The 24,454-nt window shown below is 70.4% G+C and carries 23 protein-coding genes; 7 read left to right on the top strand and 16 right to left on the bottom strand.

Annotated features, from left to right (window positions below):
- Window positions 1-72: 72 nt before the first annotated feature.
- Window positions 73-1,401 (bottom strand): class I SAM-dependent RNA methyltransferase, encoded by a 1,329-nt coding sequence (locus ACGFW6_RS15675; RefSeq protein ID WP_393508908.1) that lies wholly within the window; start codon window positions 1,399-1,401, stop codon window positions 73-75.
- Window positions 1,402-1,500: 99 nt separating this feature from the next.
- Window positions 1,501-3,549 (bottom strand): APC family permease, encoded by a 2,049-nt coding sequence (locus ACGFW6_RS15670; RefSeq protein ID WP_393508905.1) that lies wholly within the window; start codon window positions 3,547-3,549, stop codon window positions 1,501-1,503.
- Between the two features lie 496 nt (window positions 3,550-4,045).
- Between ACGFW6_RS15670 and ACGFW6_RS15665 the strand changes: the two genes are divergently transcribed.
- Both ACGFW6_RS15665 and ACGFW6_RS15660 read left to right on the top strand, forming a co-directional pair.
- Window positions 4,046-4,717 carry a TrkA family potassium uptake protein gene (locus tag ACGFW6_RS15665; protein ID WP_030953572.1) on the top strand — a complete coding sequence of 224 codons (672 nt, stop codon included), beginning with the start codon at window positions 4,046-4,048 and terminating at the stop codon, window positions 4,715-4,717.
- Window positions 4,717-5,394, top strand: a complete 678-nt coding sequence (locus tag ACGFW6_RS15660; RefSeq protein ID WP_030953574.1) for a TrkA family potassium uptake protein — start codon at window positions 4,717-4,719, stop codon at window positions 5,392-5,394. The genes ACGFW6_RS15665 and ACGFW6_RS15660 overlap by 1 nt, the downstream gene beginning before the upstream one ends.
- 100 nt (window positions 5,395-5,494) lie before the next feature.
- Here ACGFW6_RS15660 and ACGFW6_RS15655 read toward each other — a convergent pair whose 3' ends face one another.
- From ACGFW6_RS15655 to ACGFW6_RS15620, 8 genes are all read right to left on the bottom strand, one after another.
- On the bottom strand, window positions 5,495-6,226 hold the full coding sequence (locus tag ACGFW6_RS15655; protein WP_393508901.1) for a DUF3159 domain-containing protein: 732 nt from the start codon (window positions 6,224-6,226) through the stop codon (window positions 5,495-5,497).
- Between the two features lie 3 nt (window positions 6,227-6,229).
- A complete protein-coding gene (locus tag ACGFW6_RS15650; RefSeq protein ID WP_393508898.1) occupies window positions 6,230-6,628 on the bottom strand; it encodes an OB-fold nucleic acid binding domain-containing protein in 399 nt (132 codons plus the stop codon).
- Window positions 6,629-6,721: 93 nt separating this feature from the next.
- Window positions 6,722-7,405, bottom strand: coding sequence for a response regulator (locus ACGFW6_RS15645; RefSeq protein WP_393508895.1), 684 nt, complete (start codon window positions 7,403-7,405; stop codon window positions 6,722-6,724).
- Window positions 7,402-10,008, bottom strand: a complete 2,607-nt coding sequence (locus ACGFW6_RS15640) for a DUF4118 domain-containing protein (protein ID WP_393508892.1) — start codon at window positions 10,006-10,008, stop codon at window positions 7,402-7,404. Before ACGFW6_RS15640 ends, ACGFW6_RS15645 begins: the two co-directional genes overlap by 4 nt.
- A gap of 135 nt (window positions 10,009-10,143) precedes the next feature.
- Window positions 10,144-11,358, bottom strand: a complete 1,215-nt coding sequence (locus ACGFW6_RS15635; RefSeq protein WP_393508889.1) for an alginate lyase family protein — start codon at window positions 11,356-11,358, stop codon at window positions 10,144-10,146.
- A 158-nt stretch (window positions 11,359-11,516) separates the two neighbouring features.
- Window positions 11,517-12,275 (bottom strand): DUF3710 domain-containing protein, encoded by a 759-nt coding sequence (locus ACGFW6_RS15630; RefSeq protein ID WP_393508886.1) that lies wholly within the window; start codon window positions 12,273-12,275, stop codon window positions 11,517-11,519.
- A gap of 1 nt (window position 12,276) precedes the next feature.
- The gene (gene dut / locus ACGFW6_RS15625) at window positions 12,277-12,828 is read right to left on the bottom strand and encodes a dUTP diphosphatase (protein WP_393508883.1); all 552 of its coding nucleotides are present in this window, start codon (window positions 12,826-12,828) and stop codon (window positions 12,277-12,279) included.
- Window positions 12,825-13,409, bottom strand: coding sequence for a PaaI family thioesterase (locus ACGFW6_RS15620; RefSeq protein WP_393508880.1), 585 nt, complete (start codon window positions 13,407-13,409; stop codon window positions 12,825-12,827). The genes dut and ACGFW6_RS15620 overlap by 4 nt, the downstream gene beginning before the upstream one ends.
- Window positions 13,410-13,467: 58 nt before the next feature.
- Here ACGFW6_RS15620 and ACGFW6_RS15615 point away from each other — a divergent pair, with 58 nt between their 5' ends.
- Window positions 13,468-13,929 carry a DUF3093 domain-containing protein gene (locus ACGFW6_RS15615; RefSeq protein WP_393508877.1) on the top strand — a complete coding sequence of 154 codons (462 nt, stop codon included), beginning with the start codon at window positions 13,468-13,470 and terminating at the stop codon, window positions 13,927-13,929.
- A gap of 83 nt (window positions 13,930-14,012) precedes the next feature.
- Here the strand turns inward: ACGFW6_RS15615 and ACGFW6_RS15610 are convergent, their stop codons facing one another.
- The 4 genes from ACGFW6_RS15610 to ACGFW6_RS15595 form a co-directional block, all read right to left on the bottom strand.
- Window positions 14,013-14,936 carry a hypothetical protein gene (locus ACGFW6_RS15610; RefSeq protein ID WP_393508874.1) on the bottom strand — a complete coding sequence of 308 codons (924 nt, stop codon included), beginning with the start codon at window positions 14,934-14,936 and terminating at the stop codon, window positions 14,013-14,015.
- A 13-nt stretch (window positions 14,937-14,949) separates the two neighbouring features.
- Complete coding sequence (locus ACGFW6_RS15605) at window positions 14,950-15,246, bottom strand: DUF4193 domain-containing protein (protein ID WP_005481602.1); 297 nt, start codon at window positions 15,244-15,246, stop codon at window positions 14,950-14,952.
- Window positions 15,247-15,651: 405 nt separating this feature from the next.
- Complete coding sequence (locus ACGFW6_RS15600) at window positions 15,652-16,902, bottom strand: sensor histidine kinase (RefSeq protein ID WP_393508871.1); 1,251 nt, start codon at window positions 16,900-16,902, stop codon at window positions 15,652-15,654.
- A gap of 6 nt (window positions 16,903-16,908) precedes the next feature.
- Complete coding sequence (locus ACGFW6_RS15595; protein WP_007385219.1) at window positions 16,909-17,562, bottom strand: response regulator transcription factor; 654 nt, start codon at window positions 17,560-17,562, stop codon at window positions 16,909-16,911.
- A 419-nt stretch (window positions 17,563-17,981) separates the two neighbouring features.
- Here ACGFW6_RS15595 and ACGFW6_RS15590 point away from each other — a divergent pair, with 419 nt between their 5' ends.
- The gene (locus tag ACGFW6_RS15590; protein ID WP_393508866.1) at window positions 17,982-18,155 is read left to right on the top strand and encodes a hypothetical protein; all 174 of its coding nucleotides are present in this window, start codon (window positions 17,982-17,984) and stop codon (window positions 18,153-18,155) included.
- 92 nt (window positions 18,156-18,247) lie between these two features.
- Here the strand turns inward: ACGFW6_RS15590 and ACGFW6_RS15585 are convergent, their stop codons facing one another.
- Window positions 18,248-19,075, bottom strand: a complete 828-nt coding sequence (locus ACGFW6_RS15585) for an inositol monophosphatase family protein (RefSeq protein ID WP_393508863.1) — start codon at window positions 19,073-19,075, stop codon at window positions 18,248-18,250.
- The gene (locus ACGFW6_RS15580; protein ID WP_393508860.1) at window positions 19,072-20,199 is read right to left on the bottom strand and encodes a ferrochelatase; all 1,128 of its coding nucleotides are present in this window, start codon (window positions 20,197-20,199) and stop codon (window positions 19,072-19,074) included. The genes ACGFW6_RS15585 and ACGFW6_RS15580 overlap by 4 nt, the downstream gene beginning before the upstream one ends.
- Before the next feature lie 186 nt (window positions 20,200-20,385).
- Between ACGFW6_RS15580 and ACGFW6_RS15575 the strand changes: the two genes are divergently transcribed.
- From ACGFW6_RS15575 to sepH, 3 genes are all read left to right on the top strand, one after another.
- On the top strand, window positions 20,386-21,624 hold the full coding sequence (locus tag ACGFW6_RS15575; protein WP_393508857.1) for an MFS transporter: 1,239 nt from the start codon (window positions 20,386-20,388) through the stop codon (window positions 21,622-21,624).
- Entirely contained in the window at window positions 21,584-22,903 is a 1,320-nt protein-coding gene (locus tag ACGFW6_RS15570; RefSeq protein WP_393508854.1) for a D-arabinono-1,4-lactone oxidase, read from the top strand. Before ACGFW6_RS15575 ends, ACGFW6_RS15570 begins: the two co-directional genes overlap by 41 nt.
- Before the next feature lie 461 nt (window positions 22,904-23,364).
- Window positions 23,365-24,399, top strand: coding sequence for a septation protein SepH (gene sepH, locus ACGFW6_RS15565; RefSeq protein WP_393508851.1), 1,035 nt, complete (start codon window positions 23,365-23,367; stop codon window positions 24,397-24,399).
- Window positions 24,400-24,454: the final 55 nt, after the last annotated feature.

Genomic DNA, 24,454 nt, shown 5'->3' with positions numbered 1-24,454 from the left:
TGCATGCGTCCGGCCGCCAGGTGACAGACCATCAGAAGGTGCCCCCTCTGAGTCGCCCGGAAAAACCTTGGGTCAGAACCCCTTTGCTGCGGGCTCAAGGATGGCCACGCACTCCACGTGATGCGTCATCGGAAACAGATCGAACGCCCGCAGCATCCGCACCCGGTACCCCCCGTCCCGGAAGTACCCCAGGTCCCGCGCCAGCGCGGCGGGGTCGCAGGCCACGTAGGCGATCCGGCGGGCGCCCAGGGACGCCAGGTGCTCGACCGTCTTACGGCCCGCGCCCGCCCGGGGCGGGTCCAGGACGATCAGGTCGACCTCGGTGATACCGGTGCGCGGCAGGACCGACTCGACCTTGCCCTGCTCGATGCGGACGCGTTCGAAGTCGGCCAGGTTGTGCCGGGCGTCCTCCACCGCGCGCTTGCCGGACTCGATGCCGAGGACCGCGCCCTTGTCGCCGAGGCGGTCGGCCAGGGCGCCCGCGAAGAGGCCGACGCCGCAGTACAGGTCCAGCGCCATCTCGCCCTTGCGCGGCAGCAGGCCCTGCATGACCGCCGTCACCAGGGTGTCCGCGGCCTTCGGGTGGACCTGCCAGAAGCCTCCGCTGCCGACGCGGTAGGTACGGCCGTCCGCGCGCTCACGGACGAAGGGGCGGCCGTGGACGCGGTGCGTGCCGCCGTCCTTCTCGCCGACCCGCATCACGGAGACCGGCTTGTCCAGCTCCACGATCGGCAGCCGCGCGCCGGGCCGGGGCGTGAGGATCACCTGTCGGTCCTGGGACCCCGTCGCCGCGATGGCCTCGACGGAGGCCATGCCCGTCCAGTCCCGCTTCTCGATGCCCAGCTCGCTGACGCCCTCGGCGGCGATCATGCAGTGGTCGACCGGCTCCACGTCGTGCGAGCGGTGCCGGCGTAGTCCGGCGTGGCCGTCGGCGTCGACGGCGTACTGCACGCGCGTGCGCCACTGCGGCACCTGTCCCGCCGGCAACTTGTCGCCCTCGGCCGGCATCACCGTGCCGTCCCAGCCGACGTCCTCGGGCGTCAGGCCCGCGAGCCGCTGCAGCTGCTCGGCGACGACCTCGCCCTTCAGCCGGCGCTGCGCCCCCGGCTTCGCGTGCTGCCAGTCGCAGCCGCCGCAGCGGCCGGGTCCGGCGTAGGGGCAGGGCGCCTCGACGCGGTCCTTGGAGGCCGTGAGGATCTCGACGGCGTCGGCGCGCAGGAAGCGGTCGCCCTCCTCGCCCTCGGTCACCCGGGCCACGACCCGCTCACCGGGCAGCGTGTGCCGGACGAACAGCACCTGGCCGGCGTCGGTGCGGGCGATGCAGTGCCCGCCGTGGGCGACGGGGCCGATCTCGACCTCGTACTCCTCCCCCACCAGCGACTTCTTCTCTTCTGCCTGCATGGTGGGGTGACTCCAGATCGAAACGGGGGGGACGGCCCTCTCCAGGGGTCTCCCGAGGGCCTGACAACAGCCCACCAGTCTACGTGCTCCCGGGCCTCGTCAGTTCCGGGCTTCGGTCTCCTTGGCCCGCTCCTGCGCCGGCCCCCGTCGCACCGCACCCGGTGCGTTCCACTCCCCGCGCTTGCGGGCGCGGACCTTCGCGGCCTCGGAGGACTGCAGCTGGTAGGGCACCGAGGTGACCATGATGCCGGGCGTGAACAGCAGCCGGCCCTTCAGCCGCAGCGCGCTCTGGTTGTGCAGCAGGTGCTCGTACCAGTGGCCGACGACGTACTCGGGGATGATCACGGACACCGCGTCGCGCGGCGACTCCTTCCGCAGCCCCTTCACGTACTCGATGATCGGCCGCGTGATCTCGCGGTAGGGCGAGTCGAGAACCTTCAGCGGTACGTCGATGCCGCGCCGCTCCCACTCCTCGCGCAGCGCCTTGGTCTCCGCCGGGTCGACGTTGACGCTGAGCGCCTCCAGGGTGTCCGAGCGCAGCAGCTTGGCGTAGGCGAGGGCGCGCAGCGCGGGCCGGTGGATCTTGGAGACCAGGACGACGGAGTGCACCCGGGAGGGCCGGACGCTGTCGTCGCTGGGGCCTTCGGGGGCGGAGAGCTCCTCGGAGACGTGGTCGTAGTGGCGGCGGATCGCCGTCATCGTCACGTAGAAGATGACCATGCCGAGCAGGGCGACCCAGGCGCCGTGCGTGAACTTGGTGACCAGGACGACGACCAGGACGAGCCCGGTGAAGAAGGCGCCGAAGGTGTTGATCGCGCGGGAGCGGACCATGTGGCGGCGCTGGGCCTGGTCCTTCTCCGTGGCCAGCAGGCGGTTCCAGTGCCGGACCATGCCGATCTGGCTGAGCGTGAAGGACACGAAGACGCCGACGATGTAGAGCTGGATCAGGCGCGTGGAGTCGGCGCCGTAGATCCACACCAGCAGCACGGCGGCACCGGCCAGCAGCACGATGCCGTTGGAGAAGGCGAGCCGGTCGCCGCGGGTGTGCAGCTGGCGCGGCAGATAGCGGTCCTGGGCGAGGATCGAGCCGAGCACCGGGAAGCCGTTGTAGGCGGTGTTGGCCGCGAGGAACAGCACCAGTGCGGTGGCCGCGGCGAGCACGATGAAGAAGAAGCTGCCCTTGCCGAAGACGGCCTCGGCCACCTGCGTGATGACCGGGTTCTGGACGTATCCGGAGCCGACCGCGACGCCGTCCTTGATCAGGTCGACGGCCGGGTTCTCGGCCATGCGGACCTTGGTCACCATGGCGAGGCCGATGATGCCGCAGAACATGGTGACGGCCAGCAGGCCCATCATCGCCAGCGTGGTCGCGGCGTTCTTCGACTTGGGCTTGCGGAAGGCGGGGACGCCGTTGGAGATCGCCTCGACACCGGTGAGCGCGGCGCATCCGGAGGAGAACGCGCGCAGCAGCAGGAAGACCATCGCGAACCCGGCGAGCCCCTCGTGCTCCGGTTTGATCTCGTACGACGCGGTGGGGGCCCGCATGGTGTCGTCCAGGACCAGTCCGCGGAACGCGCCCCAGGCGATCATGATGAAGACGCCCGCGACGAAGACGTACGTCGGGATCGCGAAGAGGCTGCCGGACTCCCGGACGCCGCGCAGGTTCATCACCGTCAGCAGCAGGATCACCGCGGCCGCGCACTCGACCTTGTGCTCGACCACGAACGGGACCGCGGAGCCGAGGTTCTCGATGCCGGAGGAGATGGACACGGCCACGGTCAGGACGTAGTCGACGAGCAGGGCGCTCGCGACCGTCAGGCCGGCCTTGGGGCCGAGGTTGGTGGTCGCCACCTCGTAGTCGCCGCCGCCGCTGGGGTAGGCGTGCACGTTCTGCCGGTAGGAGGCGACCACCGTGAACATCAGCACGACGACCGCGAGCGCGATCCAGGGGCTGAAGTGGTAGGCCGACACGCCCGCGATGGAGAGGACCAGCAGCACTTCTCCGGGGGCGTACGCCACGGAGGACAGCGGGTCGGAGGCGAAGACGGGCAGCGCGATGCGCTTCGGCAGGAGCGTTTCCGCCAGCCGATCACTGCGCAGTGCGCGCCCGATCAGAATCCGCTTGGGCACGTCGGTCAGTTTGGACACAACAGAGAATCGTAGGCCCCCGGCCTGGGGCGGAGCACATCCGGGTGAAATCGCGCACGGCGCGGGGGTGAATTCCGGGCCCCTCACGTGCCGGGCAGGGAGCCGGATGGCGTGCGCATGCCTCTATGACCTGCGTCGGTACGCTCATCACATCCGGGAGACCTCATGTCGCAGACGACCGCTCAGCTCGTCGGGGCTCTCGTCTCGCTCGCCGGACTCGGCGTCCTGGCACTGGCCAGTCTGCGCAGCTTCAACCGCCGCTGAGGGCACCGACGGACGCCCCGGTCGGTGTGTCGGAGGCGGCGGCTACGGTGGGACCGAGGCACACGCGCGTCCACGATCCGTACCGCGAGGGATCATTCAGGCCATTGCCCGGCATGATGTTGCCCAGCGGTCCGCGACCGGCCCGCGCCCGTTGCCCGGCGAACCGAGAGAAGGTTATGAGCACCACGTTCACGCAAGTCAGACGCCTCACGAGGAGTGCGGGGTAAGCGCCGTGCACATCGTCATCATGGGTTGCGGAAGGGTGGGTTCCGCTCTGGCCCAGACCCTGGAGCAACAAGGGCACACGGTCGCGGTCATCGACCAGGACCCCACCGCGTTCCGCCGGCTGGGTCCCGGCTTCGGCGGCCGCCGCGTCACCGGAGTCGGCTTCGACCAGGACACCCTGCGCGAGGCCGGCATCGAGGAGGCGGGCGCCTTCGCCGCCGTCTCCAGCGGCGACAACTCCAACATCATCTCGGCCCGAGTGGCCCGCGAGATGTTCGGCGTGGAGAACGTCGCGGCCCGCATCTACGACCCCCGTCGCGCCGAGGTCTACCAGCGCCTGGGCATCCCCACCGTGGCCACGGTCCGCTGGACGGCCGACCAGATGCTGCGCCGGCTGCTGCCCTCGGGCGCCGAGCCGCTGTGGCGTGATCCCACCGGCGGCGTCCAGCTCGCCGAGGTGCACGCCTCAGCGGAGTGGGTGGGCCACAAGATCAGCCGGCTCCAGGAGGAGACGGGCGTCCGCGTGGCGTTCCTGACCCGCCTCGGCGAGGCGATCCTGCCCACCTCGCAGACGGTGCTGCAGGAAGGCGACCTGGTGCACGTCATGATGCGCACCGACGAGGTCGACAAGGTCGAGGCGGCGTTCGCCAAGGGTCCCGAAGAGGAGGGCGGTCACTGATGAGGGTCGCCATTGCCGGTGCCGGCGCGGTGGGCCGCTCCATCGCGGGCGAACTGCTGGAGAACGGCCACGAGATCCTGCTGATCGACAAGGCGCCGACCGCCATCTCGGTCGAGCGGGTCCCGCAGGCGGAGTGGCTGCTGGCCGACGCGTGCGAGATCACGTCGCTGGACGAGGCGGCGCTGCAGCGCTGCAACGTGGTGATCGCGGCCACGGGTGACGACAAGGTCAACCTGGTCGTGTCCCTGCTGGCCAAGACGGAATACGGTGTTCCGCGCGTCGTCGCCCGGGTGAACAACCCGAAGAACGAGTGGCTCTTCAACGAGTCGTGGGGCGTGGACGTGGCCGTCTCCACCCCCCGCCTGATGTCGGCCCTGGTCGAGGAGGCGGTGAGCGTCGGCGACCTGGTCCGTCTGCTCCGCTTCAGCCACGGCGACGCCAACCTCGTCGAGCTGACCCTCCCGGAGGAGTCGGCGCTGGCCGGCACCCAGGTCGGCGACGTCGAGTGGCCCCAGGACACGTCGCTGGTGACGATCATCCGCGGCACCCGCGTGCTCACCCCGTCCCGGGAGGACTCGCTGGAGGCCGGCGACGAGCTCCTCTTCGTGGCCGCGCAGGCCCGCGAGGAGCAACTGGAGGACCTGCTGTCGGTCCGGCGCGAGGACACGACGCGCTGACCGCTGCGCGCGATACGGCAGGAAGGGGGCCCCGGGATCCCGGGGCCCCCTTCCTGCTGTGATGTCTGTGCCTACTCGGCTCCTGCGGTGATGTCTGGGCCTACTCGGGCCGCCCGGCGGCAGCCTTCCGCTCCGCCTCGGCCTTCTCGGCCGCCTCCATCTCCGCGAACACGTCGATCGGCGCCGGCGCCTTCGCCAGGAAGACCCAGGTCAGCCACACGGCCAGCAGGAACGGCGGGATCTTCAGCGCGACCAGCACCCAGCCCAGCTGGGTCGTGTCGGCCCACCAGTACAGCGGGAAGAGGATCGCGCACTTGGCCAGCAGGATCAGGCCCCAGGCGTAACTCGCCTTCGCGTACGCCTTCTTGCGGCCGGGGTTGCGGGTGCGCCAGGAGAGGTTCTCCTTGAACACCGGTCCCAGGATCAGGCCGATCAGCGGCACACCGCACAGGGTCGTGATGATGTACGCGAGCGCCAGCCCCAGCGTGTAGAGCATGCCGGGCAGGTAGAAGTCCTTGGCGTTGCCGGTCATCATCGCGAACACGACACCGAAGGCGACGCCGAAGACCCCGCTGAAGGCGTGCTTGATGGTGTCCCGCATCACCAGGCGCACGACCACGAGGACCAAGGACACCGCGAGGGCCGCGATGGCCGACATGTGCAGGTCCTTGTTGATCGTGTAGATGGTGACGAAGAGCAGGCCGGGCAGGACCGTCTCGATCATGCCGCGCATGCCGCCGAAAGCCTCGAACAGCGCGGCCTCGGTCACCGCCCGGGAGTCGTGCTCGGCGTCTGCGGTGGTGTCTTCGGTCGGCTTGTCGAGCGACGTCACCGGCTACTCCCGTCCGAGGGGTCTCAGTTCGTATTTCGGGTTGAACAGCACACGGCGGCCCCGGCTCATGGAGATCCGGCCGGATGCGATCAGCTTGCGCCCGGGCTCTATGCCCACTATGGAGCGTCTGCCGAGCCACACCACGTCCAGGGCGGCGGAGCCGTCGAACAGCTCGGCCTCCAGGGCCGGGACTCCCGCACGCGGCCGCAGCGTGACCGTGCGCAAGGTACCAGTAACCGTCACGATCTGCCGGTCGTGGCAGTCACCGATCTTGATGCAGCCGGTGGTCTCGGCGTCCTCTCGCAGCTCCTCGGACTCCAGGTCCTCCTGCGAAGAGGAGAGCCGGTCGAGCATGCGCCGGAACCGGCCCACCGACTTTTCGGAACGAGGAACAGCACTCATGTCTTGAAGCCTACCGGGGTGCACCGACACCTACGTACCCCTGGTGCCACCGCTCGAACCCGCCCCGCTCCGACCTGCGAACGGGCCCACGACTCACTTCTCGAACCGGTAGCCCATCCCGGGTTCGGTGATGAAGTGCTGGGGGTGCGAGGGGTCCGTCTCCAGCTTCCGGCGCAGCTGGGCCATGTACACCCGCAGGTAGTTCGTCTCCGTCCCGTACGACGGCCCCCACACCTCCTGGAGCAGCTGTTTCTGGCTGACCAGGCGTCCCGTGTTGCGCACCAGCACCTCCAGCAGATGCCACTCCGTGGGGGTGAGCCGTACGTCCCTCCCGCCGCGGTTGACCTTCTTCGCGGCGAGGTCGACGGTGAACCCGTCGGTCTCCACCGTCGCGTCGTCCTCGCCGCCCCCGGTGGGCTCGGCCCGGCGGACGGCGGCCCGCAGCCGGGCCAACAGCTCGTCCATCCCGAAGGGCTTGGTGACGTAGTCGTCGGCGCCCGCGTCGAGCGCCTCGACCTTCTCGTCGGAGGAGTGCCGGGCGGACAGCACCAGGATCGGCACCCGGGTCCAGCCGCGCAGTCCGCGGATCACCTCGACGCCGTCCATGTCGGGCAGACCGAGGTCGAGGACGACCACGTCGGGGTGGCGGGTGGCGGCGAGTTCGAGGGCGGTGGCCCCGTCGTGGGCCGCGTCGACCTCGTACTTGCGGGCCTTGAGGTTGATCACGAGGGCACGCACGATCTGCGGCTCGTCGTCGATCACCAGCACCCGGGTCATGTGGTCTGCCTTTCGGGTCGTACGGAGGGAACGGGCTCGTCGGGGCGGGGCCGCCCCGGGGCGTGAGAGGGCTCGCCGGGGCCGGGTGGCTCCCCGGGCCGCGCTCCCGCCGCCCTGAGGGTGAGGACCATGGTGAGACCGCCTCCGGGCGTGTCCTCGGCGTTGAGGGTGCCGCCCATGGCCTCGGCGAAGCCGCGGGCGACGGCGAGGCCGAGCCCGACGCCGGCGCCGCGCGGGGCGTCGCCGTAGCGCTGGAAGGGGGCGAAGATGCGTTCCTTGGCCTCGTCCGGGACGCCCGGCCCTCGGTCGACCACCCGGACCTCGACCCGGTCCGCGATGGCGCTGGCGGACACCAGGACCCTGCTGTCGTCCGGGCTGTACTTGACCGCGTTCTCGACCAGATTGGCCACCGACCGCTCCAGCAGCCCGGGGTCCACGGCGACCATCGGCAGCGTCTCGGGGATGTCCAGATCGACGCTCCCCTCGGGCACCCCGCCCAGTGCCATCGGCACCACCTCGTCGAGGTCGATCTCCCGGATCAACGGGGTGACCGTGCCGGTCTGGAGGCGGGACATGTCGAGCAGGTTCCCGACCAGGTGGTCGAGCCGGTCGGCGCCCTCCTCGATGCCTTCGAGCAGCTCGGCCTCGTCCTCCTCGGACCAGGCGACGTCGTCGGAGCGCAGCGAGGACACGGCGGCCTTGATGCCCGCGAGGGGCGTGCGCAGGTCGTGGCTGACGGCGGCGAGCAGGGCCGTGCGGATGCGGTTGCCCTCGGCCAGTTCCTTGGCCTGGTCGGCCTCCCGCTGGAGGCGCTGACGGTCCAGGACGACCGCGGCCTGCGCGGCGAAGGCGGCGAGCACCCGACGGTCCTCGGCGGGCAGCACCCGGCCGGTCAGCGCGAGCGCCATGTGGTCGCCCACGGGCACGTCGACGTCCGCGTCCTCGGGCCGCGCCGGTGCCGCTCCCGCGCCCACGCTGCCGGCGCAGGTCCATGGCTCCACGTCGCTCTCCCGTTCCAGCAGGGCCGCCGACTCCATGCCGAACGTCTCGCGGACCCGCTCCAGCAGCTCCGTCAGACCGGTCTCGCCGCGCAGCACGTTGCCGGCGAGGAGGGACAGGATCTCCGACTCGGCGCGCAGTCTGGCCGCCTGGTGCGTACGTCTGGCCGCCAGATCGACCACGGAGGCGACGGCCACGGCCACGAAGACGAAGATCACCAGCGCGAGCAGGTTCTTCGGGTCGGCGATCGTGATGCGCCGCAGGGGTGGGGTGAAGAACCAGTTCAGCAGCAGGGAGCAGACCGCGGCCGAGGCGAGTGCCGGGTAGAGCCCGCCGAGCAGGGCCGCCGCCACCGTCAGGGTCAGGAACAGCAGCATGTCGTTGGCGAGCCCGAGGTCGGCGTCGACATGGGTCAGCAGCAGCGTGAGCAGCGCCGGACCGCCGACGCCGACGAGCCAGCCCGCGAGGATCCGGGTCCGGCCCAGGCGCGCTCCCCGGGCGACGGGCAGTCCGCGCCCCTTGGCGACCTCCTCGTGGGTGACGATGTGCACGTCGAGGTCGGGGCCCGACTCCCGGGCCACGGTGACGCCCACGCCGGGTCCGAAGACGTACTGCCAGCTCCTGCGGCGCGAGGAGCCGAGCACTATCTGGGTGGCGTTGGCCCCGCGTGCGAAGGCCAGCAGCGCCGCCGGGATGTCGTCGCCGACGACGTGGTGGAAGGTGCCGCCGAGGTCCTCGACGAGGGTGCGCTGGAGGGCCAGTTCCTTCGGCGAGGCGGACGTCAGGCCGTCGCTGCGGGCGATGTAGACGGCGAGCACCTCGCCGCCGGCGCCCTTCTCCGCCAGCCGGGCCGCGCGGCGGATCAGCGTCCTGCCCTCCGGTCCGCCGGTCAGTCCGACGACGATCCGCTCGCGCGACCCCCAGATCCGCGAGACGCGGTGATCGCTGCGGTACTGCTTCAGGTACTCGTCGACCCGGTCCGCGACCCACAGCAGTGCCAGCTCCCGCAGGGCGGTGAGGTTGCCGGGGCGGAAGTAGTTCGACAGGGCCGCGTCGACCTTGTCCGGCTGGTAGATGTTGCCGTGCGCCATACGGCGCCGCAGCGCCTGGGGCGACATGTCGACCAGCTCGATCTGGTCGGCCCGGCGCACCACCTCGTCCGGCACGGTCTCCTGCTGCCGTACACCGGTGATCGACTCCACGACGTCCCCGAGGGACTCCAGGTGCTGGATGTTGACGGTCGATATGACGTCGACGCCGGCCGCGAGGAGCTCCTCCACGTCCTGCCACCGCTTGGCGTTGCGGGAGCCGGGGATGTTGGTGTGGGCCAGCTCGTCGACGAGGGCGACCTGCGGGCGCCGAGCCAGGACGGCGTCCACGTCCATCTCCGTGAAGGTGCTCCCCCGGTACTCCAGGCTCCGTCGCCGCACCTGCTCCAGGCCGTGCAGCATCACCTCGGTGCGCGGCCGCTCGTGATGCTCCACGAACGCGACCACGCAGTCGGTGCCGCGTTCCACCCGCCGGTGCGCCTCGGAGAGCATCGCGTACGTCTTGCCGACGCCCGGTGCCGCACCGAGGTAGATCCGAAGCCTGCCGCGTCCCATGGTCCCCATTGTGTTCCGGTCATTGCTGCCTACGCAGCGTCGACCTTACGGCCAACAATCGAGACAAATGGGGCCGGGTGTCGCGGCGAGGGCGTCTTTGACGCAACTCTGACGCCCCGCCGCGGGTCGTACGGCTCAGCTGGGGTTGTCGCCGTGCGTGAGGGTCTCCCACGCCACGAACAGGTTGTTGCTGCCGGCCGGGCGGCCGCGCTCGGTCAGCGTCTGGGTGTTGGTCATCGCGATGCCGAGGCGGTTGTGCAGGGCGTTGTAGCCCACCTCGGTGATCGGGCCGAGGCCCAGCTTCAGCGAGCCGCCGCACAGCCAGCTCGGGGCGGCCGTACCCAGCTGGTACTTGGCGTGGAACCCGAGTGCCTGGCGCAGCCGCTCGCCGACGTCGGTGCCGTACAGGTCCTGGCCCTGGATCCGGCTGGTCTCGGCGACGTGCGAGATCGCGGAGATGCCGTACCCGGTGTGGGTGAAGTCGCGGCAGGTCTCCTGGGTGAGGCCGGTGACGAAGGTGGACTGCTTCTGCCAGTAGTTGACGATCTTCTCGCGGGTGTCGAGGTTCTGGCTCGGCACGGTCCTGGGCAGATCGCCGTCGGAGGACAGGTAGACGTAGGCCGCGGTCCGGGTGCGGAACTTGGCCATGGCCTTGTCGTACGACGTCTTGTCCTCCAGGAAGACGGAGATGCCGACGGCGGCCTCCATCATCGACAGCTCCCAGTTCCCGTTGGAGTTGGAGCCGTTGATGATCTCGGGCAGGTAGACGTTGCGGAGCATGGTGGCGAACCGTCCGGAGTTCGCCCAGCTCCCGGTGTACGTGTGCTTGATGATCTCGGCGGCCTTGGGCCAGGAGGAGCCGGCCCAGCCCGTCTGGAGCGGCGCGTTGCTGTTGGTGTGGTCCTTGATCACCGCGGACCAGGCGTCCATCAGCTCGATGGCCTTGCGCGCGTACCGCTCGTCCCGGGTGATGTACCAGGCGAGGGCGTCGGTGTAGGCCGCTATGGCGTCCTCGCGCTCGTCGGTGCAGCCGTAGTTCGGGTTCGAGTACGAACCGCACTCGACGACCGCGCGGGGCTTGGGGGTGCGGTTCAGATCGGCGTACTTGCTCGCCGTCATCTGGTCGAAGGCACCCTTCCAGGGCTGGGCGCCGGCGTTGACCTTGGTGCGCACGAAGTCCAGTTGGGACTTGGAGACGGTGACTCCGGGATGGACGAAGGCGGCGGGTGCCGCTTCGGCACGGTCGGCCTGCGGCCGCAGCAGCAGGGTGGACACCAGCGCGGTGGTCAGTACCGCGAACAGGGCGGTACGACGGAATCTGCGTCGGTGACGTGCGGGAGCAGGTGACATGTGGGGGGCCATCCGTTCTCGTACGTGAACAATGAGCGTCCCTTTGAACACTCGCGATGGCCGCAGACGATAGGTACAGACCAATAAGCCGTCAAGGGTTCACGCACGAGAAAGGGCCGTACCCCGGACGGGGTACGGCCCTTGTGTCCTTACGGTGCTCAGCGCACCTCGGTGATCTCCGGTCCGCGCTGGAGCTGGCCCATGCCTCCGGAGAAGCGGGAACCCGCCTCCTCCTGCTGCACGCCCTCGGGAACCATCTGGGCGTCGTTGGGCAGCTGCAGGACGATCGGGTCGCGCGGGGCCATCGGGCCCTCGCCGCGGACCACGACCGTGTCCCGGAAGATCTGCTCGAGCAGACCGGCCGCCTGCGGCTGCACGGCGCCCTGGCCCGAGATCACACCGCGCAGGAACCAGCGGGGGCCGTCCACACCGACGAACCGCACGACCTGGAAACCACCCGTGCCGTCCGGCAGTTGCACCGGCACCTGGGCCCGCAGTTCCCAGCCGAGCGGCCCCTCGACCTCGTCGATGATGCCACCCTGCTGAGTGATGCCGGAGCCGATCTCCTCGCGTACCTCGCCCCAGATTCCCTCGCGCTTGGGGGCGGCGAAGGCCTGGAGCTGGATGGCGCTGTCGCGCAGCACGACCGTCGCCGCGACGATCGCGTCGCCCGCGACCTCCACGCGCAGTTCCATGCCGTCGACCCCCGGCACCAGAATGCCGCCCAGGTCCACCCGGCCCTCGGCGGGGTCACGGACCTCGGAGCTGTCCCAGGGCCCGTCGGGCCGCGGTTCCGGCTCTAGCCGTACGCGCTCACGCGTGCCGTCGTCGTCCGCCTCAGAGTCGATGTCGACGACCTGCTCGGGCTCGCCGGCCGCGTCCTCGGCGGCACCCTTCTTGTTGCGACGTCCGAACACGTCACTGTCCTTCCCGGTCGGATACGACCGAAGCGTATCGATTCCCACCCGTTGCGCCGCCGTCGGCGGCCTGACCGCTTGATTCGCTTGTGTCGCCCACCGCGGCATGGCCGCCGGTGGACCCGAAGCCCCCCTCGGCCCTCACCGATTCGGGAAGCTCCGCCACCTCCTGGAAGCGAACCCTCTCGACCTGCTGGACCACCAGTTGGGCAATCCGGTCGAAGCGCTCGAACCGCACGGGCTCGTGCGGGTCGAGATTCACCACGATCACCTTGATCTCCCCACGGTACCCGGCATCAACCGTCCCCGGGGCATTCACGAGGGCGACACCGAGACGGGCGGCGAGACCGGAGCGCGGGTGCACGAAGGCCGCGTACCCCTCGGGGAGGGCGATCGACACCCCGGTGGGCAGCACGGCCCGCTCCCCGGGCTTCAGTTCCCGGCTCTCGGTCGTCCGCAGATCGGCTCCCGCGTCGCCGGGATGCGCGTACGTCGGAAGCGGTACGTCCGGATCGACGCGCCGGATCAGCACGTTCAGGGGGGCACGGCTCACGGGTTCACCTCGAAGGCGCGGGCCCGCCGCACCTGGTCCGGGTCGTCCATGGCGGCCCGGATCTCCTCCGGGCGGCCGTTGTCGATGAAGTGGTCGACCTTCACCTCGATGAAGAGGGCGTCCGCGCGGACGGCGACGGGCCCGTCGGGTCCGCCGATCCGGCCGGTCGCGGTGGAGAAGATCTTGCGGCCCGCGACCGCCGTCACCTCCGCCTCCAGGTACAGCACCGTGCCGACCGGAACCGGCCGCACGAAGTCGGTCTCCAGCCGCCCGGTCACGGCGATGGTCCGCAGCAGCCAGTTGAGCGAGCCGAGGGTCTCGTCGAGGGCGGTGGCGAGGACACCGCCGTGCGCCAGCCCGGGCGCGCCCTGATGGGCGGGCTGCACGGTGAACTCGGCGGTGATGCTCACGCCGTCCCCGGCCCGCGCCGCCAGGTGCAGCCCGTGGGGCTGCTCGCCGCCACAGCCGAAACACTCGCCGTAGTGCGCGCCGAGAAGCTCACCGGGCGCGGGAGCATCGGTGTGCCGCACCGGTTTCACGGCGTCGGCCGGCGGCTCAAGAGCTGCTGAAGTACCTCTCACAGCCGCAGACCTTACCCGCGCGTCGGAAGCTGCCGGACACCGTGCCAAGCTTGGCTTCATGCAGCTCTCCGCCACCCCGTACGAAGAACGTCTCACCGCCCCCCGGTCCTGGTGGCTGGTCTCGTTCCTGGTCGGGCTCTCGCTGGCCCTGATCCTCCTGCCCTTCGGCACGCTTCCGATGCTCGCGGGGCTGGCGGGCGGCACCGCGGCGGCGGCGGTCGTGGCGAGTTCGTACGGTTCCATCCGGATCCGCGTGGTGGGCGACTCGCTGATCGCGGGTGAGGCGAAGCTTCCGGTGCGCGCGCTGGGCGAGGCGCACGTCATGGACCCGGAGGAGGCGCGGGCCTGGCGCACCCACAAGGCCGACACCCGGGCGTTCCTGCTGCTGCGCGCCTACATCCCGACGGCGCTGCGCGTGGAGGTCGTCGACCCCGAGGACCCGACCCCGTACCTGTACCTGTCGACGCGTGAGCCGGAGCGGCTGGCGGAGGCCATCAGGGCGGCGAAGGCCGCGGCCTAGCACACAAGATCGGGCCGTCACCGGCCCGGTCAAGCTTTGTTCCGCCCCCGGCAAAATCTTCGTCTCGGGGCGCTCTCGGCCCCTCAGCCGCCCCCGAGTTCCTTGCGCCAGTGGCTTCGCGCGGCGTCGCCCATCGGCAGCGGCTCGGCCGGCTTCTCCAGCGGCGGCAGCTGCTCCAGCTCCTCCCAGGGCACCTGGATCTTGCGCAGGTCCGCGCGGATGCGTGCCGCGAGTTTCTTGGTGTCCCGCCGGTTCATGGCCGCGCCGACAGCGGCGCCCACCAGGAAGGGCATGAGGTTCGGCAGATTGCGCACCATGCGCTTCATGATCTGCTGACGCAGTTCACGCTTCATCTGCCCGCCGAGCGCGGCGTTGACGGTGGAGGGCTTGGCGGGGTCGATCCCGCGTTCCTCGGTCCACGAGGACAGATACGCGGTGCTGCGTTCCCGCATGTTTCCGGGCGGGCGTACGCCGTACACCTCGTACAGCTCGGCGATCAGCTTCAGCTCGATCGCGGCCACACCGGTGATCTCGGCGGCCAGTTCGGTCGGCATCGCGGGCGGCACGGGCAGCATCGCCGCCGCGCCCACTCCGGCCCCGACCGTCGAGCTCGCGTTGGCCGCGCCCGCCACGAGTCTGTCGGCGAGCTGCTCGGGCCCGAGGCCCGGGAAGTGCCGCCGCAGCGTCGCGAGGTCACGTACGGGGATACGCGGGGCGATCTCGATGATCCGGTCGGCCAGGTACCCAAGGCCCGCTCTGGCCCGGCTGCCGCCCTTACGGACGCCTTCCCTGGCCTTCTCCCGGATGACCGCGACCCGCCGCCGGGCGACGGGCGCGGGAATCTCGGCCGACGCCGGGAGGTCAGACCCGGACATCGGTTCGAGCGAGGCTCCCGTACTGGATGAGCCCCGCCCGTCGTCACGCGCGCCGTACGGGCCGTCTGACGGCCGTTGGTCCGCTTCCCGCTTGCGGAAGCGGCGCTTCCGAGGAGGGGTCGAGCCAGTCATGCCCGACCCGTCCTCAGTCGCAGTCGCGGCAGATCGGCTGACCGTTCTTCTCCCGGGCCAGCTGGCTGCGGTGATGCACCAGGAAGCAGCTCATGCAGGTGAACTCGTCCTGCTGCTTCGGCAGCACCCGGACGGCCAGCTCCTCATTCGAGAGGTCCGCGCCGGGCAGTTCCAGGCCCTCGGCGGCCTCGAACTCATCGACGTCCACAGCGGAAGTCGACTTGTCGTTCCGCCGTGCCTTCAGTTCTTCAAGGCTGTCCGAGTCGACGTCGTCGTCGGTCTTGCGTGGGGTGTCGTAATCCGTTGCCATGTCGCTCTCCCCCTCTGGGTGTCTGCGGTGTCTCCAGCGCACGTAACGCGTGAGAGGCCGGACTTGTGCCCGACCCGAGGCGGAGATTTTGCCTCACATCAAGGTCTGTTACTCAATCGACACCCAACCGGACTCCTCAAGAGTGATCGGCTTGGATGGCGAACGGGACCGTACACGGTCCTAATGCCGCAGTTCAAAGGCGTCTCACCCTGTACTTCCCGTGATCAAGACCCCCGAAAACCCGGATTTTCCCGGCTTTCCGACAGGGCACATGATCACGGAGAGTAGATGGCCGGAAATTCGCCCTTGTGATCGATCACACACGGTTCCGCTCGCAGAGCGCCCAGAAAATTCCGCGCAAAGCGAACATCCCCGCGTCAGCGGCGTGTGTCGGCGCACATGGTCTCAGACCGGCAGGGTCACTCGCATCACGAGCCCGCCTCCCTCACGCGGCCGGGCCGAGATGTGGCCACCGTGGGCCCGCACCACCGACCGCACGATCGAGAGGCCCAGACCCACGCCCTTGTCGCTGCCGGTGCGCTCCGTCCGCAGCCGTCTGAACGGCTCGAAGAGGTTGTCGACCTCGTACGCCGGCACCACCGGCCCGGTGTTGGACACGACCAGGACGGCCTGCCCGTGCTCGACCTCGGTGGTCACCTCGACCCAGCCGTCCTCCGGCACGTTGTACCGCACGGCGTTCTGCACCAGGTTCAGGGCGATGCGCTCCAGCAGGACGCCGTTGCCCTGGACCACGGCGGGTTTCTGCTCGCCGCGGATCACCACGCCCTTGGCCTCCGCCTCGGCGTGCACCTGGTCGACGGCCTGCTCGGCGACCTCGGCGAGGTCGACCGGCTTGCGCTCGACGATCTGGTTGTCGCTGCGGGCGAGCAGCAGCAGGCCCTCCACGAGCTGCTCACTGCGCTCGTTGGTGGCCAGCAGCGTCTTACCGAGCTGCTGGAGCTCCACGGGTGCCGTCGGGTCGGACAGGTGCACCTCCAGCAGCGTGCGGTTGATCGCCAGCGGGGTGCGCAGCTCGTGCGAGGCGTTGCCGACGAAGCGCTGCTGGGCGGTGAAGGCCCGCTGCAGCCGCTCCAGCATCTCGTCGAAGGTGTCGGCCAGCTCCTTCAGCTCGTCGTCCGGGCCGTCCAGCTCGATACGGCGGGACAGGTCCGAGCCGGCCACCGCGCGGGCGGTCCGGGTGATCCGGCCGAGCGGCGACAGGACACGGCCGGCCATCGCGTACCCGAAGGCGAAGGCGATGACGGCGAGGCCCAGCAGGGCGAGCAGGGACCGGCTCAGGAGGTGGTCGAGGGCCACCCGGCGCTGCTGGTCGATGCAGGCACTGACCGCTTCGTTGAACTGCGGATAGGTGAGGTTGGTGGCGTTGTTTATCGCCTGGCAGTTGTCGCTGGTGACCCTGAGCTGGTCGCCGTCCACGATCTTGAACAGCGGTTCGTTGCCGGTGTTGATCGCCTGCGCGGCCAGCAGATAGATGATCGACAGCAGCAGGATTCCGGCGATCAGGAACATGCCGCCGTAGAGCAGCGTGAGCCTTATGCGGATCGTCGGGCGCAGCCATGGGAACGGCGGTTCCGACCTGCGGGGGTCCCAGGTGGGCTTCGGGGGCGCCTGGGGAGGCGCCGGGGTGGCGGCCACGGCGGATCAGATCCGGTAGCCGGAACCCGGGACGGTCACGATGACCGGCGGCTCACCCAGCTTGCGGCGCAGCGTCATGACGGTCACCCGCACCACGTTCGTGAAGGGGTCGGTGTTCTCGTCCCAGGCCTTCTCCAGGAGCTGCTCGGCGGAGACGACCGCGCCCTCGCTGCGCATCAGCACCTCCAGCACGGCGAACTCCTTCGGCGCGAGCTGCACCTCCTTGCCGTCGCGGAAGACCTCGCGGCGGTTGGGGTCCAGCTTGATGCCGGCGCGCTCCAGGACGGGCGGCAGCGGCACGCTGGTACGGCGGCCGAGCGCACGCACGCGTGCCGTCAGCTCACTGAAGGCGAAGGGCTTGGGAAGGTAGTCGTCGGCGCCGATCTCCAGTCCCTCGACGCGGTCGCTGACGTCGCCCGAGGCCGTGAGCATCAGCACGCGGGTGGGCATGCCGAGTTCGACGATCTTGCGGCAGACGTCGTCGCCGTGCACCAGCGGGAGGTCGCGGTCGAGGACGACCACGTCGTAGTCGTTGACGCCGATGCGCTCCAGGGCGGCCGCACCGTCGTACACGACGTCGACGGCCATGGCCTCCCGGCGCAGTCCGGTGGCCACCGCATCGGCGAGCAGCTGCTCGTCCTCGACGACGAGTACGCGCACGTCGCTTGTCCTTCCTGTGTCCACCCGCGTAGCGGTTGTCTCGCGCCGCGGGCAGGGGTGTTCGTCGGGTGTCTTGGCCTCCATCCTGCCCTTTTCGGTCATAAGTCGGCGGTAAGACGGGTGAGCGGAGCATGCGGGACAGGTAGGAGGCCCGGGAATGCGAGATTTTCTCTTCCGGTTGAGGTTTCCGTGGGAGGGACCGCGGGGAGGACGGCATGTACACCCCGCGATCACGCTCTGCTTGTGCCGCACCACCATGCGGTACGAGGGGATCCGCTTTCCGCAGAGCGGGTGCGGGTGTCCGGCACCGTCGCCGCCCGGCCAGGGCAGCGCTGGGCACCTGCTGGAGACGTGATCGCCCCTTCCGAACGGCACACCCCCGTGCCACCGACCCACGACCCAGGACGAGGGGGCGCAGCATGGACGCTTTCACCGCAGGACTTCTGCAGCGCATAAAGACGACCGAGTCCGACCTGACGCGGGCTCGTGACGAGGGCGACGACTTCCTCGTCGAGGTGGAGCAGGGCGAGCTCGACGACCTGCGACGCCTCGCCGCCGAGCACGGTGTGGAAGTAGGCGCCACCAGCGTCTGATCGGCTTTTTTGAGCACCAGGGCGGCCCCCGGCGAATCCAGCGCCGGGGGCCGCTTTTCTGTGCCGTTTCTCTGCGCCGTCGACCCTCGGGGTCAGTCGTGCCAGGCGCCCAGGTTCTCCAGCAGGTCCTGGAGGGGTTCGAAGACTCCCGGTGTCGCCGCGACCGTCAGGTCACGGGACGGGCGTTCGCCGGGCCGGCCGCCCGTCAGGGCGCCCGCCTCGCGGGCGATCAGGTCGCCCGCGGCGAAGTCCCAGGCGTTGAGGCCGCGCTCGTAGTAGCCGTCCAGGCGGCCCGCAGCCAGGTCGCACAGGTCGATCGCGGCCGAGCCGCCGCGGCGGATGTCGCGCAGCAGGGGGATCAGCCGTCGGGCCACGTCGGCCTGGTGGGTGCGGACCTCGGTGACGTAGTTGAAGCCGGTCGAGACCAGGGCCTGGTCGAGGGGTGCCGTGGGGCGGCAGGTCAGCCTGCGCTCGCCGTCCCAGGGGCCTCGCGCCCAGGCGCCCTCGCCGCGGACCGCGTGGTAGGTCTCGCCGCGCATGGGGGCCGCCACGACGCCGACCACGGTCTCGCCGTCCTGCTCGGCGGCGATGGACACGGACCAGGTCGGCAGTCCGTAGAGGTAGTTGACCGTGCCGTCGAGGGGGTCGATCACCCAGCGGACGCCGCTCGTGCCCTCGCTGGAGGCGCCCTCCTCGCCGAGGAAGCCGTCGTCGGGGCGCTGCTCGGAGATCAGGTTCGTGATCAGCTTCTCGGCCGCGATGTCCATCTCGGTGACCACGTCGATCGGGCTGGACTTGGTCGCGGCCACCGCGAGGTCGGCCGGGCGGCCGTCGCGCAGGAGTTCACCGGCGCGGCGGGCCGCCTCCTGGGCCAGGGTGAGCAGTTCCGTGGGCAGGGCGTCGGACACGGGGCTCCTCATGCGTAGGGGCTGTCGGCGCCGGCTGCGGCGGGCCTGGGTGCGCGGGACGGGCAGCAGCCGACCGGGCAGAGGTTGTGGCTCGCGCCGAGCGCGCCGAGCGCGCAGGGCGTGACCTCCTCGGCGCGCTCCACGGCGGCGCGCTCCAGGACGAGGTCGCGGATCGCGGCGGCGAAACGCGGGTCGTCGCCGACGGTGGCGGAGCGGCGCATCGGCAGGCCCAGCTCCGCGGCCTTGTCCTTGGCCTCGGTGTCGAGGTCGTAGAGGACCTCCATGTGGTCGGAGACGAAGCCGATGGGCGCGATCACGACCGCGGGCACGCCGGCCGCGTGCCGCTCCTCCAAGTGGTCGCAGATGTCGGGCTCCAGCCACGGGATGTGCGGGGCGCCGGAGCGGGACTGGTAGACGAGCTGCCAGGGGTGGTCCACGCCGGTGCGCTCGCGGACGGTGTCGGCGATCAGCCGGGCCACGTCCAGGTGCTCGGCGACGTAGGCGCCGCCGTCGCCGTGGTCCTCGACCCGGCCGGAACTGTCGGCCGCGGCGGTCGGGATGGAGTGGGTGGAGAACGCGATGTGCGCGCCGGCCCGGACGTCCTCGGGGAGGTCGGCCAGAGAGCGCAGCACGCCGTCGATCATCGGCTCCAGGAAGCCGGGGTGGTTGAAGTAGTGCCGCAGCTTGTCGATCCGGGGCAGTTCGAGGCCCTCGGCCTCCAGCGCGGCGAGCGAGTCGGCGAGGTTCTCGCGGTACTGGCGGCAGCCCGAGTAGGAGGCGTAGGCGCTGGTGGCGAGGACCAGGATGCGGCGGTGGCCGTCGGTGACCATCTCGCGCAGCGTGTCCGTCAGGTACGGCGCCCAGTTGCGGTTGCCCCAGTGGATCGGCAGATCCAGACCGTGCTCGGCGAAGTCCTTGCGCAGGGCGTCCAGCAGGGCGCGGTTCTGGTCGTTGATGGGGCTGACGCCGCCGAACCGGAAGTAGTGCTCCCCGACTTCCTTGAGGCGTTCGGTGGGGATGCCCCGCCCACGGGTGACGTTCTCCAGGAACGGGATCACGTCGTCCGGGCCCTCGGGGCCGCCGAAGGAGAGCAGGAGCAAGGCGTCGTAGGGGCTGGCATCGCGCGCGTCTGGCATGGGTCGATCCTGTCATCCGGTACTGACAGCCGGGAAACGGCGGGGTGTCGACCCGGGTTCCCCGTTCGTCCGGACGGGTGCGTTAGGGTCACCTAACTCGTAAGCTGTCTCGGCTGGCGACACGCCTTACCGCGCGCTCCAGAGCCTTCCCCGTCCACGCTTGCTTCCGCCTGACCGGAGACCCCCGTGCCCAGCCCTTACCGCGCCCTGTTCGCCGCCCCCGGCAGCAAGGCCTTCTCCGCCGCGGGTCTCCTCGGCCGGATGCCGCTGTCGATGATGGGCATCGGCGTGGTGACGATGGTGTCGCAGCTGACCGGGCGGTACGGCCTGGCCGGCGCCCTGTCGGCCACCATCGCGCTCGCCGCGGCCGTGGCGGGCCCTCAGGTCTCGCGCATGGTGGACCGGTACGGGCAGGCCCGGGTACTGCGCCCGGCGACGCTGATCTCGCTCGCCGCGGGGGCCCTGCTGCTGTTCGCGGCGCACTACTCCTGGCCGGACTGGGTGCTGTTCGTGGCCTGCGTCGGCATCGGCTGCGTGCCGAGCGTGGGCGCGATGATCCGCGCCCGCTGGGCCGCGCTGTACCGGGGCACGCCCCAGCTGCACACCGCGTACTCCTTCGAGTCCGTGATCGACGAGGTGTGCTTCATCTTCGGGCCGATCATCTCCATCGGACTGTCGACGGCGTGGTTCCCCGAGGCCGGGCCGCTGCTCGCCGGCTGCTTCCTGGCGGTCGGCGTCTTCTGGCTGACCGCGCAGCGCTCCACCGAACCGGCCCCGCATCCGCGCGAGAAGCAGGGCGGCAGCTCCGCCCTGCGCGCCCCCGGTCTCCAGGTGCTGGTGGCCACCTTCGTGGCGACCGGCGCGATCTTCGGGGCCGTCGACGTGGTCACCGTGGCCTTCGCGGACGAGCAGGGGCACAAGAGCGCGGCGAGTGTGGTCCTCGCGCTGTACGCGGCGGGCTCCTGCGCGGCGGGCCTCGTCTTCGGCTTGCTGCGCTTCAAGGGGGCGCCCGAACGTCGTTGGCTGCTGGGCATATGCGCGATGGCCGTGAGTATGATCCCCCTCCTACTGGTCGGAAACTTGCCGTTTCTGGCCGTGGCGCTGTTCGTCTCGGGCATGGCCGTCGCTCCCACGATGATCACCACCATGTCCCTGATCGAAGAGCACGTACCACGCGCGCAACTGACCGAGGGCATGACCTGGGTGAGCACCGGGCTCGCGGTCGGGGTCGCGCTCGGCTCCTCGATGGCCGGCTGGGTGATCGACGCGGCCGGGGCGGACGCCGGGTACGGGGTCCCGGCGGTGTCCGGGGCCGTCGCGGTCGCGGTCGGTTTCCTGGGGTACCGCCGGCTCAGCAGGCCGGCTCCGCGTCGGGAGGGCACCGTTGAGCAGCACAGCGAGCGGGAAGAACGGCACGTGGCGTAACTGGGGCGGCAATGTCGCCGCCCGTCCCGCGCGGGAGGTCGCTCCGGCGTCCGTGGAGGAACTGGCCGCGGCGATACGCCGGGCCGCCGAGGACGGCCTGAAGGTGAAGGCGGTCGGCAGCGGGCACTCCTTCACGTCCATAGCCGCGACCGACGGGGTGCTGATCCGCCCTCAGCTGCTGACCGGCATCCGGCACATCGACCGCGAGGCCGGGACGGTCACGGTCGAGGCCGGCACCCCGCTCAAGCGCCTCAACATGGCCCTGGCGCGCGAGGGCCTGTCGCTCGCGAACATGGGCGACATCATGGAGCAGACGGTCTCCGGAGCCACCAGCACCGGCACGCACGGCACGGGCCGCGACTCGGCATCGATCGCCGCCCAGATCAAGGCCCTGGAAATTGTCACCGCCGACGGCTCGGTGCTCACCTGCTCCGAGAAGGAGAACCCGGAAGTCTTCGCGGCTGCCCGTGTCGGCCTCGGCGCCCTGGGCGTCGTCACCGCGATCACCTTCGCCGTGGAGCCGATCTTCCTGCTGACCGCGCGCGAGGAGCCGATGCCGTTCGCGCGGGTCCTGGCGGAGTTCGACGAACTGTGGACCGAGAACGAGCACTTCGAGTTCTACTGGTTCCCGCACACCGGCAGCACCAACACCAAGCGCAACAACCGCAGCGCGGGCCCGGAGAAGCCGGTCGGGCAGCTCGCGGGCTGGTTCGAGGACGAACTGCTCTCCAACGGCGTCTTCCAGGTGGCCCAGTGGGTCGGCCGCGCGGCGCCCGCCACGATCCCGACGATCGCCCGCGTCTCCAGCAAGGCCCTGTCCGCGCGCACTTACACGGACATCCCCTACAAGGTCTTCACCTCGCCGCGCCGGGTGCGCTTCGTGGAGATGGAGTACGCCGTTCCGCGCGAGGCCGTCGTCGAGACCCTGGGCGAACTCAAGTCCATGATCGAGCGCTCAGGGCTGCGGGTCAGCTTCCCCGTGGAGGTGCGCACGGCCCCGGCCGACGACATCACCCTGTCCACCGCCTCGGGGCGCGACAGCGCGTACATCGCGGTCCACATGGTCAAGGGCACGCCGTTCCAGCGGTACTTCACCGCGGCCGAGCGCATCTTCACGGCCCACGAGGGGCGCCCGCACTGGGGCAAGGTGCACACGCGTGACGCGGAGTACTTCGCCGGGGTGTACCCGCGCTTCGAGGAATTCACCGCGCTGCGGGACCGGCTCGACCCCGACCGGCTGTTCCAGAACGACTACCTGCGGAGGGTGTTGGGCGCCTAGCGGCCGGTCCGCGCGCCCGCCCGTCCGACCAACCGCGCGACCGGCGCACGTACGGTCGAAAGCATTGGTTCCGTTTCTGACATTTGCGTGAAGTACGCCACGTTCAAGGTCGAAAACCGCCCAACCCACGGCCGAGTCACGCCCCTTGCCAGAAGTTGGGCGGCGTGCCAATCCACGCACGTGGCCCAAATGGAGTACTGTGGCGAGCCCTGGGTCCGGTCTCCCGCCTGGGCATCCGTGGCCTTCAAGGACCGCCGGGAGGGGGCTAGTTGCACAGGGTGACGGAGTTGGTCACTTAGCGTTGCGAATAGGTAACCGTGCCATAACGGCGATCCAGGGCCCTGGCCCGACACGCCGGGCAACTCGGCAAGGTTGTGGCAGGCTGCACCCGGGCAGGCCACACTCGACTAGCGGAAGCAGCGACGCACGTGACGTCGGCAGGCACCACCCGGGAGGTCCCCATGCCCGAACTGCGTGTCGTGGCCGTCTCAAATGACGGCACACGGCTGGTGCTGAAGGCTGCCGACGCAACGGAGTACACCCTTCCGATCGACGAACGCCTGCGCGCAGCCGTGCGCGGCGACCGTCCGCGCCTCGGCCAGATCGAGATCGAGGTGGAGAGCCATCTCCGCCCCCGCGACATCCAGGCGCGTATACGCGCCGGTGCCACCGCGGAAGAGGTGGCCCAGCTCGCCGGCATCCCCGTCGACCGTGTACGCCGCTTCGAGGGCCCCGTGCTCGCCGAGCGCGCCTTCATGGCCGAACGAGCCCGCAAGACTCCGGTCCGCAGGCCCGGTGAGAACGCCGGTCCGCAGCTCGGCGAGGCCGTCCAGGAACGGCTGCTGCTGCGCGGCGCCGACAAGGACACCGTGCAGTGGGACTCGTGGCGCCGCGACGACGGCACCTGGGAAGTGCTGCTGGTCTACCTGGTGGCGGGCGAACCCCACTCGGCGAGCTGGACGTACGACCCGCCCCGGCGGCTCGTCCAGGCCGTCGACGAGGAGGCGCGCTCGCTGATCGGCGAGTCCGACGACCTCGCCGCGCCGGAGCCCAGCTTCCCGTTCGTGCCGCGGATCGCCCGGCTCCCGCGTGAGCGTTCGATGGACCGTGCCCTCGACACCGCGCGGCCGAGCCTGCCGGCCCAGGCCTCCGAACCGGTCGAGGAGACCACGGAGGAGCGCGACTCGCTGACCAGCCTGCTGGAAGCGGTGCCGAGCTTCCGTGGCGACATGGTGGTCCCCGAACGCCCCGCGGAGCCCGAGGTGGAGGAGCCTCCGGCCGAACCGGCCGCGGAGGAGCCGCCCGCTCCGGCCGCGTCGGCCGGTTCCGCCTACGCGGACGTCCTCATGCCCCGCTCCGTCGGCAGCCACCGTGATCGTCTCATCGGCGCCACCGACCGCCAGGCCGAGGCGGACGGCGTCCGTCCGGGTCGCCGGGCCGCCGTCCCGAGCTGGGACGAGATCGTGTTCGGCACGCGCAGGAAGAAGCAGGAGTAGCCGGTAACTGCCGGTCGTACGGCTGCCCGTGCGGCCGTACGTGCGGCCGTACGAT

The organism is Streptomyces sp. Y7, assembly GCF_043195415.1.
Classification (GTDB): Bacteria; Actinomycetota; Actinomycetes; order Streptomycetales; family Streptomycetaceae; genus Streptomyces.
Note: the sequence above shows the minus strand (reverse complement) of the source record. Positions and strands in the feature narration are given on the sequence as shown.